This is a genomic window from Enterococcus sp. DIV0774 (genome assembly GCF_050539095.1).
In the GTDB taxonomy this organism is placed as follows: Bacteria; Bacillota; Bacilli; order Lactobacillales; family Enterococcaceae; genus Enterococcus; species Enterococcus faecalis.
On record NZ_CP172923.1, the window covers coordinates 702,555 to 716,174 of the forward strand.

At 37.4% G+C, this 13,620-nt stretch carries 14 protein-coding genes and 1 pseudogene; 10 read left to right on the forward strand and 5 right to left on the reverse strand.

Annotation, left to right across the window (positions count from 1 at the left end; translation table 11 throughout):
* Nucleotides 1-139: 139 nt before the first annotated feature.
* A complete protein-coding gene (locus tag IGL86_RS03440; protein WP_002355840.1) occupies nt 140-349 on the forward strand; it encodes a hypothetical protein in 210 nt (69 codons plus the stop codon).
* A gap of 73 nt (nt 350-422) precedes the next feature.
* Here the strand turns inward: IGL86_RS03440 and bopD are convergent, their stop codons facing one another.
* The 4 genes from bopD to IGL86_RS03460 are packed head-to-tail and all read right to left on the reverse strand — an operon-like array spanning nt 423 to nt 5,409.
* Complete coding sequence (gene bopD / locus IGL86_RS03445; protein WP_002358859.1) at nt 423-1,433, reverse strand: LacI family transcriptional regulator BopD; 1,011 nt, start codon at nt 1,431-1,433, stop codon at nt 423-425.
* Nucleotides 1,434-1,456: 23 nt separating this feature from the next.
* Nucleotides 1,457-2,464, reverse strand: a complete 1,008-nt coding sequence (locus IGL86_RS03450; protein WP_033625431.1) for an aldose epimerase family protein — start codon at nt 2,462-2,464, stop codon at nt 1,457-1,459.
* Nucleotides 2,454-3,122, reverse strand: coding sequence for a beta-phosphoglucomutase (gene pgmB / locus IGL86_RS03455; RefSeq protein WP_002355844.1), 669 nt, complete (start codon nt 3,120-3,122; stop codon nt 2,454-2,456). The genes IGL86_RS03450 and pgmB overlap by 11 nt, the downstream gene beginning before the upstream one ends.
* Nucleotides 3,115-5,409 carry a glycoside hydrolase family 65 protein gene (locus IGL86_RS03460; RefSeq protein ID WP_033625430.1) on the reverse strand — a complete coding sequence of 765 codons (2,295 nt, stop codon included), beginning with the start codon at nt 5,407-5,409 and terminating at the stop codon, nt 3,115-3,117. The genes pgmB and IGL86_RS03460 overlap by 8 nt, the downstream gene beginning before the upstream one ends.
* 280 nt (nt 5,410-5,689) lie before the next feature.
* On the opposite strand from IGL86_RS03460, the gene IGL86_RS03465 reads away from it, so the two are divergent.
* Together IGL86_RS03465 and mapP are read left to right on the forward strand one after the other, a co-directional pair.
* Nucleotides 5,690-7,858, forward strand: coding sequence for a PTS transporter subunit IIBC (locus IGL86_RS03465; protein WP_033625429.1), 2,169 nt, complete (start codon nt 5,690-5,692; stop codon nt 7,856-7,858).
* Nucleotides 7,859-8,072: 214 nt separating this feature from the next.
* On the forward strand, nt 8,073-8,897 hold the full coding sequence (gene mapP, locus IGL86_RS03470) for a maltose 6'-phosphate phosphatase (RefSeq protein ID WP_033625584.1): 825 nt from the start codon (nt 8,073-8,075) through the stop codon (nt 8,895-8,897).
* 59 nt (nt 8,898-8,956) lie between these two features.
* Here mapP and proC read toward each other — a convergent pair whose 3' ends face one another.
* The gene (gene proC / locus IGL86_RS03475; RefSeq protein ID WP_033625583.1) at nt 8,957-9,772 is read right to left on the reverse strand and encodes a pyrroline-5-carboxylate reductase; all 816 of its coding nucleotides are present in this window, start codon (nt 9,770-9,772) and stop codon (nt 8,957-8,959) included.
* A 126-nt stretch (nt 9,773-9,898) separates the two neighbouring features.
* Here proC and IGL86_RS03480 point away from each other — a divergent pair, with 126 nt between their 5' ends.
* The 7 genes and pseudogenes from IGL86_RS03480 (at nt 9,899) to IGL86_RS03510 (ending at nt 13,589) form a co-directional block, all read left to right on the forward strand.
* A complete protein-coding gene (locus IGL86_RS03480; protein ID WP_002358865.1) occupies nt 9,899-10,861 on the forward strand; it encodes a helix-turn-helix domain-containing protein in 963 nt (320 codons plus the stop codon).
* Nucleotides 10,842-11,141: a hypothetical protein gene (locus IGL86_RS03485; RefSeq protein WP_002358867.1), complete on the forward strand. Its 300-nt coding sequence runs from the start codon at nt 10,842-10,844 to the stop codon at nt 11,139-11,141. The genes IGL86_RS03480 and IGL86_RS03485 overlap by 20 nt, the downstream gene beginning before the upstream one ends.
* A complete protein-coding gene (locus tag IGL86_RS03490; protein ID WP_002403727.1) occupies nt 11,134-11,451 on the forward strand; it encodes a nucleotide pyrophosphohydrolase in 318 nt (105 codons plus the stop codon). The genes IGL86_RS03485 and IGL86_RS03490 overlap by 8 nt, the downstream gene beginning before the upstream one ends.
* 145 nt (nt 11,452-11,596) lie before the next feature.
* Nucleotides 11,597-12,028 (forward strand): VOC family protein, encoded by a 432-nt coding sequence (locus tag IGL86_RS03495; RefSeq protein WP_002355856.1) that lies wholly within the window; start codon nt 11,597-11,599, stop codon nt 12,026-12,028.
* A 452-nt stretch (nt 12,029-12,480) separates the two neighbouring features.
* Nucleotides 12,481-12,846, forward strand: a complete 366-nt coding sequence (locus tag IGL86_RS03500) for a hypothetical protein (protein ID WP_430605646.1) — start codon at nt 12,481-12,483, stop codon at nt 12,844-12,846.
* A gap of 12 nt (nt 12,847-12,858) precedes the next feature.
* Nucleotides 12,859-13,134 (forward strand): annotated as a pseudogene (locus tag IGL86_RS03505) (hypothetical protein); the annotation flags it as partial.
* Between the two features lie 71 nt (nt 13,135-13,205).
* Nucleotides 13,206-13,589: a hypothetical protein gene (locus IGL86_RS03510; RefSeq protein WP_033626027.1), complete on the forward strand. Its 384-nt coding sequence runs from the start codon at nt 13,206-13,208 to the stop codon at nt 13,587-13,589.
* The last annotated feature ends 31 nt before the right edge of the window (nt 13,590-13,620 follow it).

The window sequence follows — 13,620 nt, forward strand, 5'->3', positions numbered from 1 at the left end:
AATCGAACGATAATTGCATGAAAAAACAAAATTTTCGCAATTATCGTTTGTTTCATATTTATTTTTCTGATATTTTTGTTATAATTATAGAAGAATTTAACGAAAAAATGAAAATTTATTTTGGGAAGGAATGTAAGAAATGGCGAAGGCAACGAAAATGAATGTTAACTATCGAGAGTCGATCTTGGATCGTGCGTATCGTTTAGAGCTAATAAAAAAAGATGAGTATGCAAAACATCAAGAAAAATTATCATTATTAAATGAAAAATTGTCTGACGGGGAACCAGCTCAATTTGATGCAAAAGAAGAAACGTTTTGGAAAAAAATTTCGCAAAAAGTTATTTTATAAAAGTAATACATACGAATAAGAGCGTACACATAGAAAGAAGCGTAAGCAGTTTAACACTGCTTACGCTTCTTTTTTAATGAATAGGAATAACTGTTTCACGCTTAATTAATTTGTGAGGAATAACGAGACGGACACCATTCGTCAATTCTTCGTGGATTAATTCATATAATTTTTTCATCGCCATTCGACCTAATTCTGACGTGTCGATGTCAATGCTTGTTAGATAAGGATGTGTCAATGTTGAAAAGATTGAGTTGTTAAAACTAATAATGGATAACGTTTCAGGAACTTGATAACCATAGATTTGCGCAAGTTGCATCGTCCGCAAAGCAAAGATATCATCAATCACCACCAACGCCGTGGCATTATTTTGATGAAGAATATCATCGAAAGCCATGTAATCTTCAGGTTTTTCTAACGCAACGCTTGGTAAAACAGTTAATCCTTGCATCATCATTGCTTTTTGATAACCAAAGTAACGTTCAAAGTACAAACTTTCATGCGTTGTATTGGTCACAAATAAAATATTTTTATGGCCGTTTTCAATTAAAAATTCCGTCGCTTGTTTCCCTAATAATTGATTATCATTATCCACGTAAACTATTTCCGTTTCATGTTGGTAAGGTTGACCGATTAAAGTAAAGGGAATGTTGTTTTCGTATAAGTAATCAATGACGGGGTCCTTACTATCTGAATACACAAGAATAAAACCGTCCACTTGTTTTTGAAGATGCATTCTTTTAACGTTTTCCAATAGTACATCAAAACTTTTGGCAGTTGCAATAGCAGTAGTCATATCGTAAAGACGGGCTTCCTCGTTGATGGCTTCCATAATTTCTAAATAAAATGGATTCCCTAACCGTTCTTTCGAATCTAAAGGAGGTAAAATTACGCCAATGGCACTTGAAATTCGTTTACCCAAATTCCGTGCCGTCATATTTGGCACATAGCCTAAGTCATCCATGACTTTTCGCACTTTCTTTTTTGTCGATTCAGAAATACTTGGATGATCGTTAATGACACGCGAAACGGTTGAGGTTGCAACCCCCGCTTTCTTAGCGACATCTTTTACTGTAATTGCCATTTTTGCCACGCCTTTCTTAGTGATTATAGAAGGTTAAATTGATAAACCGTTTGGTAGGTTTGCTTTTTATTAGCTGGTAATAAAATAGAGCCCCACTGAGGATGATGAACAATGTCTGGATACTCTTGTGGTTCAATTGCTAAGCCATAGTTTGAATGCATCGCTTGTCCATTAATAGAAAATGGAGCCTCAAAACCAGTCGTAGAAAATAATACCATACTTTGGTTCGTTGTTGCTATCGTCATTTTTCTTCCAGAAGTAGGCTCTTGTAAGCATAATTGTGGCTGTCTTAAGTCAGAGCCAACTAAGGGGAAAACATCATCTAACCCAGTTGGATAGCGTTGGAGGATTGTTTCGATAGGTGTCAGTTCATTAAAACGTATGGATAGTTCAGAAGCTGGTAAAATCCGTCCAGTAGGCAGCTTATTATCGTCTAATTCTAACATACCTTGACAGTTCAAAGATAGCAAATGTGACAGAATGTCTAACTTTCCATCGCCAGATAAATTAAAGTAGGCGTGGTTCGTAGGATTAAAAAGTGTTTTCTGTTTACTTCGTCCAGTACTGATCATTCGTAATTGATTATCCTCTAGCTGATAAGTGATGGTGGCCTCAATTGGTCCAGGATAGCCAGAAATGGTGTCGGTTAAATGAAAAGCAACGCCAATGATATCTTTTTTTTCAAAGGGCTCGACTGTCCAATATTGAAAAGACCACCCCTTTGAGCCACCATGGATATGATGACCGTCGCTGTTTTGTTCTAATATTCCATTTTGCCAATGGCCATTACGTATGCGTCCAGCAACTGGCCCAACAGTGGCGCCAAAAAAGCTTTGATCCTTTAATATATCTTGATACGAATCATACGATAAAAGGATATTTTCCCAATGATTATTTTTGTTTGGCATCAAAAGTTGATGGAGGCGCGCGCCATAATTGAGAAGAACGACTTCTAAAAAGTCGTTCTTCAAAGTAATTTTTTTTAAGTTTGTGTTTGGAATATCGGTTACGGTGATACGATTATCCTTCATGATCAAGCCACACTTTTTTTAAGTAATCAAACGTTAAAGCGCTCGTCTCTGGCACGATGGGCAACCCTTCGCCTAACTCTTCTTTGCGGCCAACGCCAACAGGTTGCGCTCCACTAGCAAGAATCGCTTGAATCCCAGCTTTGGCATCTTCAATGCCAAGACATTCTGCTGGTGTCAAATCAATTTCTTTCGCAGCTAAAATGAAAATATCTGGAGCGGGTTTGCCTGCCTGGACGTCTGCTGGATTAGCAATGGCATCAAAAAGGGGCGTCAATTGCATTTTTTCTAAAAGGAAAGGCCCATTTTTACTTGCAGAAGCCAAGGCGATTTTAATATTGGCTTCACGTAATTCCGTTAATAAAGAAAGAATTCCTGGATAGACATCTTCAGGCGTAATTGCTTGGATCATTTCCAAGTAATAATCGTTTTTCCGTTGCGCTAACTGGGCAAATTCTTCAGAAGAAAACGTGCCTTCTTTTTTTCCGTATTTTAACAGTAACTGCAGAGAATCTTCACGGCTTACACCTTTCAATTGTTCATTGAAAACACGGTCAATGGAAATTCCAATTTCGTTCCCTAATTTTTTCCAAGCGTGGTAATGAAATTCTGCTGTATCAGTAATAACGCCATCTAAATCAAACAAAACGCCTTTAAACATGAACTTCTTCCTTTCTGATCGGTAAAACTAATCGATCTTTTAATGTGTATTTTTGATCGTAAACAGTTAATGGAATTGCAGGGCCGTCGAGTAAAGTGAAGGCCACTTGGTCTGCTGAAACTTCAACAAATAGTAAACGATTCCGATAATTAATGTGGAACGAGTAGGCTGTCCATGTCGCTGGTAAAAAGGGTGCAAATTTTAGTTGTTGATGGTCCGTTTTCATTTGGGCAAAACCTTGAACAATCGCTAGCCAACTACCAGTCATTGAGGTAATGTGTAAGCCATCTTCTGTATCATTATTGTAATTATCTAAGTCAAGGCGCGCTGTTCGTTGATACATTTCCACTGCTTTTTCCTCCATGCCTAATTCAGCAGCTAACACAGCATGAATGCTTGGTGAAAGGGAAGATTCATGGACAGTCATTGGTTCGTAAAAGTTAAAGTTCCGGCGTTTTTCTTCTAAAGAAAAGGCGTCATTAAAGAAATAAATTCCTTGAAGAACATCGGCTTGTTTAATGAAACAAGACCGCAAAATTTTATCCCATGACCAATGTTGATTTAAAGGCAGCTCACTAAGTGGTAAATCAGAAACAGGCATTAAATCTTTATCTAAGAAAGTGTCATGTTGTACAAAAATGCCTAATTCATTATCCACTGGGAAGTACATATTTTCTACAATGTCTGCCCATTTAGCTAATTCGTCGTCTGCAATTTTGAGCGTTGTTTCTTCTTGGAATTTTAAATAAGACTCACGGGTGTAACGTAGAACCCACGCAGCGATGGTATTGGTATACCAGTTATTGTTGATATTATTTTCATATTCATTTGGCCCCGTTACGCCATGAATCATATATTGTTTATGACGTTGGGAGAAGTGGACCCGATCTGCCCAAAAACGAGCGATTGCTACAAGTACTTCTAGACCAGCATCTTTTAGATAATCTTCGTCTCCTGTATAGTTGACATAATTATAAATCGCATAAGCAATCGCACCATTTCTGTGAATCTCTTCAAAAGTGATTTCCCACTCATTATGACATTCGACACCAGTAAAAGTAACCATTGGGTAAAGCGCACCCTTTAACCCTTGTTGTTGGGCATTATGAATGGCTTGAGGCAATTGATTGTGGCGATATTTCAGTAGATTTTTAGTAACTTCGGGCTTAGCCAACGCCAAGTAAAGTGGGACAGCATATGCTTCAGTATCCCAATATGTGGCACCTCCATATTTTTCGCCCGTAAAGCCTTTTGGTCCGATGTTTAAACGATCGTCTTCTCCATAGTAGGTTGAGAAAAGTTGGAAAAGATTAAAACGAATGCCTTGTTGGGCTTCATCATCTCCTTCAATAACAACATCAGCTAATTGCCAACGTTTTGCCCAAGCGGCAGCTTGCCCAGCTTTTGCTTCAGGGTACAAGGTGGTCATTTCTGAAAATAATTCGTTTACTCGTGTGATTTGTTGCGTTTCTGGCACATCACGACTGGTAACGACAAGCACTTCTTTTGTGATAGCGGTCGTTTCGCCTTCGTTTAAAGACACCGTCAATTCTGCGGTTAAAGCCAAGGGCTGTTGTGTATATGTAGGCACAACAGAGGCTCCATCGATGAAATGGCGCATGCCTGCAGTCACTGTAAAACGCTCTATTTCAAAGTTGTTAGGAATGGTCTTAGTTGTAACAAAGCCAAGTGTTTCTTGTGTTTCAATAGCTCTTTCTTCCCAAAAATGTTCTTCATAATTGCTGTCTTCATTTTGAACATCGCCATCCAATTTTGAGTGAAGAGTGATTGTGCCTGTACCTTCCAGCATTTCAATTGTTAAGTGGATGTAAGCCGCTTCTTTTTTTTCTAAGCTTAAAAAACGTTCAAAAGAGAAGCGCACTTTGTTCTTCGGTGTTTGGATGGTGAATTGCCGAGAAAGGACCCCATTTTGCATGTCTAATTCTAAAGAAAAATCTTCGTAAGGTGTAGTGGCTAAATCAATTGTTTGTCCATCAATTTGTAAGTCCATTGCGATGAAATTAATTGCGTTAATCACTTTGCCGAAATATTCAGGATAACCATTTTTCCACCAACCAACACGTGTTTTGTCTGGATACCAAACACCTGCTAAATAGGTTCCTTGATGGTGGTCGCCAGAATAGTGTTCTTCAAAATTTCCCCGCATCCCCATATAGCCATTGCCAATGCTCGTTAATGATTCTTGTAAACGTAAATTTTCTTTATCTAAGTGTGTAGTACGGATTTTCCAAGGATCAATTTGGAATAAACGTTTGATTTGTTTCATGAGAATCCCCCTCAGTGATTTTATTGATAGGTCTATCATAAACGCAACCGATTGCATTAGTCAATAGTCAATGCTTAAAAAGTGTAATCTTATGAATAAAAGCTGAAACAAAGGTAGGATAGAAGGAACTTTATTTGCTTTATTAAAAGACAAAATAAAAAGGGATTAAGTAGTAGGGAGTTGTTTTCCACAATATTTTTGAAATTAAAGCATTTACAAAAAGGAAACAGGAGTATATAATGGCAACATAACGAAACCGATTGCGTAAGGAGTGGCAGGAATGAAAAAAATGTTTAGTTTTGAGTTTTGGCAAAAATTCGGGAAAGCTTTAATGGTCGTTGTGGCAGTAATGCCCGCAGCGGGTTTAATGATTAGTATTGGGAAATCGCTTCCTTTAATCGATCCTAATTTAGGCTTGTTAGTAACAACAGGCGGAGTTCTAGAGAGTATTGGTTGGGCAATTATTGGCAACTTACATTTACTATTTGCGTTAGCAATAGGTGGCAGTTGGGCCAAAGATCGTGCAGGTGGCGCATTTGCAGCGGGGATTTCTTTTGTTTTAATCAACCGTATTACTGGAGCTATTTTTGGTGTAACAAATGAAATGTTGGCAGATGAACAAGCTTTCACGCATACCTTATTTGGCACCAAGATTATGGTGAAGGGATTCTTTACAAGTGTCTTAGAAGCTCCGGCATTAAATATGGGTGTTTTTGTAGGGATTATTGCTGGTTTTGTCGGTGCGATGGCTTACAACAAGTATTACAATTATCGGAAATTACCAGATGCGCTATCATTTTTTAATGGTAAACGGTTTGTCCCATTTGTCGTTATTTTGTGGTCAACAATTGTCTCAATTGCATTAGCACTTATTTGGCCAAATATTCAAGCGGGAATTAATAATTTTGGGTTATGGATTGCGCAATCTCAAGACAGTGCACCTATTTTAGCGCCATTTTTATATGGAACGTTGGAACGTTTGTTATTACCTTTTGGGTTACATCATATGTTGACGATTCCAATCAACTATACACAATTAGGTGGAACGTATGAAATTTTATCTGGCGCACAAGCTGGAACCCAAGTTTTTGGTCAAGATCCTTTATGGTTGGCTTGGGCAACAGACTTAGTGAATCTTAAAGGCGCTGGTGATATGAGCAAGTATCAGTTTGTCTTAGAAAATTGGACACCAGCTCGATTCAAAGTAGGCCAAATGATTGGTTCTTCAGGGATTTTAATGGGGATGGCTTTGGCGATGTATCGTAATGTCGATGCAGATAAAAAAGCTAAATATAAATCAATGTATTTTTCTGCTGCTTTAGCTGTTTTCTTAACTGGTGTGACAGAGCCGCTAGAATTCATGTTTATGTTTGCTGCAGTGCCGCTTTATGTGATTTATGCCGTGATCCAAGGTGCTGCTTTTGCAATGGCTGATATTTTACCATTGCGTGTGCATTCGTTTGGAAATATTGAATTGTTAACAAGAACACCGCTAGCAATAAAAGCTGGTTTAGGTGGCGATTTAATCAATTTTGTTTTAATGGTCATCATTTTTGGTGTTGTCACTTATTTCTTAGCGAATTTCTTAATTAAAAAATTTAATTACGCAACACCTGGAAGAAATGGAAACTATGACAATGATAACGGCGAAGAAATCGCATCTGGCGCGGCTGGTTCAGGCGTCGTCGATCAGCAAATCGCGCAAATTGTCTACTTACTTGGTGGTAAACAAAATATCAAAGAAGTTGATGCGTGTATGACACGCTTACGTGTCAGTGTAAAGGATCGAGAAAAAGTCGGTTCGGAAGAGGCGTGGAAACGGGCAGGCGCAATGGGCTTGATTGTGAAAGATAATGGCGTTCAAGCCGTTTATGGACCAAAAGCCGATGTTTTAAAATCCGATATTGAAGATTTACTAGCTTCCGGCGTTGACATTCCAGAACCAGTTATAGCAGAAAGTACAACAGGAGTGCCAGCAACGAATTTCTTAGGTAAGAAAAAAGATTTCGTGGCTGTGGCGACAGGGGAAGTTATTCCAATGGCGCAAGTCAATGATCCTGTCTTTTCACAAAAAATGATGGGGGATGGATTTGCAGTTAAGCCTCTAGAAGGAGAGGTGGTGGCACCAATTTCGGGGAAAGTCCTAAGTGTTTTCCCAAGCAAACATGCGATTGGGCTACAAACAGAAGAAGGTATTGAAGTACTTGTCCATATGGGAATTGATACAGTTGAAATGGCAACACCTGCTTTTGAATCTTTTGTTAAAGAAGGACAATCATTGAAAGCTGGGACGAAACTAGCTAAAATGAATTTGGATGTGATTGAACAAGCTGGCAAAGAAACAACGATTATTGTCGCCTTTACAAACAGCGACAAAGTGGAACAAGTAGTTATTCATCAACTAGGAACCACCACTGCGGGGACTGTGATTGGACAGATTGAAATTTAAATGATTAGGTATGAGGTCGGGACAGAACCGTTTAACTCCGAGAAATAAGAAGGAATTTCCGGAAATTGCTTTTTAATTTTTGGATAATTTCGGCTTATTTCCGAAGGAGTTGGTTCTGTTCCCGCCGTTTATCAGGTTTTGCGCGTGAAGCAAAAATCCAAAGTGATTTTTGTCCCACTCACAGACCTAATCACATGTAAGAGAAGGGGAAAAGATGAATCTTTTAACAATCAATACTCATAGCTGGTTAGAAGAAGAACCATTAAAAAAATTAGAGGAGATTGCCAAGGTGATTTTATCTTCTGAAAGTGAAATAATTGCCTTACAAGAAGTGAATCAGAAAGTCGCTTCCAAGAAAGTGCCGTTAGAACAGTTAACTACTTTTTGTCCCATAGCGACCCAAACGCCGATCCATGAAGATAATTTTGCATATCTAATTGTTCAATATCTAGCTGAAAAAGGCCAACACTATTATTGGAGTTGGGAAATGAGCCACATTGGTTACGCTATTTATGAAGAAGGGAACGCACTACTTTCGAAATGTCCGTTGACTAGTGAAGCTCTCCTTATTTCAGAAAGCCAAGAACCAACGAATTATCGAACAAGAAAAATCTTAGTAGCGGAGACAGAGAGTTCAAAAGGTACGCTTACTGTTGTCTCTGGTCACTTTTCTTGGTGGGAAACACCCTGTACAGGTTTTGCCTATGAATGGCTACAATTAGAGAAATACTTAGCGACGGGGCAACAACCGTTAGTCATTTTAGGCGATTTAAACAACCCAGCTGGTACAACTGGCTATCAATTAGTGGAAAATAGTTACTTGCCGATTCAAGATGCATTTGTTGTAGCGGAAGAGACAAGCGGTGAAGCGACAGTAGAGAAAAAAATAGATGGCTGGGAAGAAAATGAAGCAGCCTTGCGGATTGACTACGCATTTGTTCCAAAACAGTGGCACGTACAAAAATATGAAGTAATTTTTGATGGTAGGAAAACACCGATAGTCAGTGATCATTTTGGCTTACTCATTCAACTAAAATAAGAAAAAGCGCTGAATTTTCAGCGCTTTTTCTTATTTATTCGCTCATGTAACTATTCTTCTCAGTCTTGTTTGGCTAATTCTTGATCCCGAAGGATGGTGGCCTCAATCCCTTTGATGACTGTTGAAATAAACGCATTGTTTTCTAATTCGACAATCCCAGCAACCGTGGTTCCACCAGGAGAACTGACTTGGTCGATTAAAGTCCAAGGATTCTCTGTGCTATTTGCCAAAGTTTGAGCGCTGCCTAGTACAGCTTGTGTGGCAATTTCTAAGGCTAACTCTTTGCTCATACCATTTTTAACGGCTGCTCGGGCAATCGAATCAATAAATAAGAAAGCATACGCAGGAGTGCTACCTGCAATAGCAGTAAAAATCGAAAAATACTGTTCCTCTAATTCCCAGGCTTGGCCAACTGCTCGAAACAACGATAAAACAGTCTGGATGTCTTCAGGGGATGCAAAAGCGTTGCCACAAACAGCTGCTGCACCTGCGCCAATCAATGCATTCATATTGGGCATCACACGAACAAGACGAAGCGGTTGGGTAGTCTCAAACAGTTGATACAATTCTGCAATAGTCGTACCTGCTGCAATGGAAACAATTAACGGTTGCTTGTCTAAAATTGCTTCTTTTGCTTCAAGTAAAGCCGCTTGAACGAATTGCGGTTTCACCGCTAAAATAACTAAGTCAGCTACTGTAATAGCTTCTTGAGGCGAAGCAACCGCATGTGCACCAATTTCTTGTGCAAAAGCGGCGGTTTTTTCGACTTGAATATCATAAAAATAAAGGTTTTCTGCGGCAATAAATTGCTTTTTTAGCGCACCTTTGGCAATAGCGGATGCCATATTTCCAGCACCGATAAAACTAATTTTCATAAAAAATTCCTCCTAAAAACTGTTGAATCTCTTTTTTCGTGTTACCATGTATCTAGTATAGAAGGAAACGCCAAAGAAAAAAATAGAGGGAGTAAAGTAAAAAGTGTTGGATTATGAGGTGATTAATTGGCAAGCAAAGAAGAGCAATATGCAGCATTTTATCAGTTTTTAGAGACCTTAGATTGTTATTTAACCACTACCAATGCTCTTGAGAATGAAGTAGCGCAATTTAAGGAAAATCCACATCGAGAAATTGCGGGCTTTATGCTGGCATCTTCGGAAACAATTGACGTTCCGAAAGGATTTATTCGGATGCTCTATTGTTTAGAGCAAGATGGCAATGCTTATTTGGATCAACAAAGGTGTTCGTTTTCGGCTGGTCAAGTCATGATTGTCAATGAGGCCACCTCGGTTAGCTATCAGGGGCAAGGAATGTCTATGATTATATTTTATTTTAAAAAGCACTATTTTCTTGATACGCTCTTAAATCAGCTGGCGGAAGAACCAGTCATGTATCGTTTTTTTACAGAAATTGCTAGCAGTGAATTTGAAAACATTCCTCGATATTTCGTTTTTGCCAGCCAGCCAAATTCGGATGTTCATGTCTATTCGCTATTATTGCTGAAACAAATTGTGAAAATGGCCTATTTTAATAATAAAGTGACCAAAGCGGCCTTTGTTTTGCTAGTGGTGGAACTAGGTCAACTGCCTAGAGAAGCTTTAAAGATGCAAGATAATTATTTGTCGAATCATCAACGTGTTGAGGTGATTTTAGCGTATATTGAGCAACAGATTGCGCATGTCACTTTAGCAGAAGTCGCCGCTAAATTTCATTTTCATCCGAATTACTTATCGAATTTTTTAAAAGAAAAAACAAACAAAACGTTTACGGAAATTGTCTTAGCCTACCGAATCCAATTGGCGAAAAACTACTTGAAGCAAACAGATTTATCGATTCAAACGATTGTTGAACGAATCGGCTATCAAGACAAAGCCTTTTTTTATAAACGTTTTAAAGAAGAAATGGGCATGACCCCAAAACAATATCGACAGAAAGAGGGAATGGCAGATGTACGAAGAAGTCTTTGAAGAATTTCAGTTAACTGTAGTAGAATTACCAATCGAATTCGTTGATGATTTGCCTGTCTATCGCGGACACTTAAAAGAATTAACGTTTCTTTCAGCGGAAGCCTCTTCACGAAAAAAACTCTACCAACAGCTTTTACAGGCTTATTTGTTGTATAGAGAAGAGAATCAAGCAGTTGTTGAAGAGGAAGAAATAACCTCCTCATTATTGTCTACAGAACAGTTATTAAAATACTATGATGGTGAAACGTTCGATGGGTTTCAGTTGCCATCAAATGAATAAGAAAGCAGGGGAACAGATGGATACAATGGCAAAAATTAATCAATTTCGTGATGAAAGAAATTGGCGCCCCCACCATAATGAAAAAGATTTGGCGCTCTCAATTTGTTTAGAAGCGGCAGAATTGTTAGAACTTTTTCAATGGAAAACAGCAGAAGAAGGCATCAAACAAGAAGAACGAATCAAAGAAGAATTGGCTGATGTTCTCATTTACTCCTACATGATGGCTGATAATTTAGGGTTTGATTTGGACGAAATTATCGAAGAAAAGTTGAAGAAAAATGCGGTGAAATATCCAGTGCCAGAAAAATAAGTGTTGAAACAAATGAATCGAAGAACTTCTAAAAAAGAATAACAAAGTGGAAAATAGCCAGTATTAAGAAATTCTGAAGGGTTTGCGGAAAACAGAAATAAAAAGTAGCTTTCTGCTGCAAAAAAATTTTAAGGAGGAACAATCAATGATTACAGGCACAGAAATTGATTTTATTGTTAGTGATAGTTTAAAGGCATTAGCTTTATATAAAGAAATCTTTGAGGTTCATGTAGTTGAAGCGACAAAGTATCCTGTTGGAAGGAATGAAGTAGTGTTTAACTTATATGATACTCGGTTCCATATGTTAGATGCTAATGAAGAATTTGGTTTAAAAGCACCAGATTCAGAACATCCCAATACAATTTGGTTCAATATCACGGTAGCAGATATTGTGCAAACTCATAAAAAAGCCTTAGCAAATAAGTGCATTGAGATGCAACCAGTTACAGAAATGATGGAAGGAGCTATTCAAAATTCGTTATTTGTTGATCCATTTGGTTACATGTGGATGGTACATCAAATTAACCAAGAACTAAATTTTGAAGAGCGAACAGAAATTTTAGAAAAAGAAATGTAGTAAGGAGAGGTCGGGACAGAAGTGTTTAACTCCGAGAAATAAGAAGGAATTTCCGAAAATTGTTCTTTAATTTTTGGAGAATTTCGGCTTATTTCCGAAGGAGTTGCTTCTGTTCCCGCCGTTTATTAGTTTTTGAGCGTGGAGCAAAAATCCAAAGTGATTTTTGTCCCACGCTCTTTTTTTATTTTACAATAGAAGTAAAATACTAATGATCCTGTAGTGATCAACAAGACAGTAAAAAATTGGAGATAGAAAGTCAGTGTGTCATAGAAATACAGCAATATTCTCTAATAATTAATCTAACGTTAAAAAAATTGAGAAAATGCCAGATTGATTTTTGATAAACTGTAAACAAAGAAAAACTGGCTGTAAAAATCTCGATAAAACAATGGAATAAAAGGAGAAAGCGAAAGATTAATTCTTGTATGTAGATACAAAGGGAGACTAAATGAATGAAAAACAAAAAGCGGATAAAATTTGGTATATTAATCGCAACAATACTAGTAGTAGCCATAATCGGCACGATTGGAGTGAAAAAAATGAACGAACCAACAGAAAAAGAAAGACAAATTGCTTTTTTGAAAGAGCATGAAGAAGAGATGACGGAGTATATTAAACAATCAGAGTTAGATAAAGTGGCCAGTGTTGAGTACCTTTGGAATACGGTTAAATCAGATAAAGGCATGGCATTTACAAAAGAATTTTTAACAATTAAAACCAATATTTATGACGGAAGAAATATAAAAATAAATGGTTTTTGGATTAATATTTTTGTAGACAATGTGAGAGATCCTAAGAAAATTAGTAACATAAATTAAAGGAGAATATATATGAGTGATTTAGTAAATTATTATAATGTTTATGCCAATTTATCCCAAGCTTCGTATAAAGGGCGACCTCAGTCTAAATCGTTAGCTAAACTTGACGATAATCAATTGAAAGAAATGGAGATAAAAAAATATGCTACATTCCATTTTCCCAACGCCAAAGACGCCCACGGAAATGACGCCAGTACTGTCTACCTCCAACCAGACAACACTGTAAAAACAATCAAAGAAAAAAACTGGGTATGTAGGGAAGCGGTTTATAAAAAAGGATTATCAACATAGGAAAAGTCAATCAAAATAGAAAAAATCACATAGTAACTCTTCCCCATACATATTAAGGAGGTGAAAAAGTGAAAAATAGAAAGCGAATAAAATTTGGTATATTAATCGCAACAATAATAGCAATAGTTATAATCGGAACGATTGGAGTGAAGAAGATGAATGAACCAACAGAAAAAGAAAGACAAATTGCTTTTTTGAAAAAGCATGAAGAGGAAATGACGGAGTATGTAAAGTATGAAAGTGAATATGTACTTTTAAAACAATATGATGTTAAAGAAGTAACCTATAGTTGGCAATCAGTGATTGAAGTTCGAAGTATGGCTTTTAGCCCAAAAACTATAGCTGTTGAAGTATCTATTTTTGATGGTACTGGTAAAAAATTAGATGGGTTTGAAATATATGTGCTTCCAGATAATGTAAAAAATCCGACTGAGATAAAAAATATTGCATAGTTAAGGAGATGAAATTTAACGGCAAATTTAG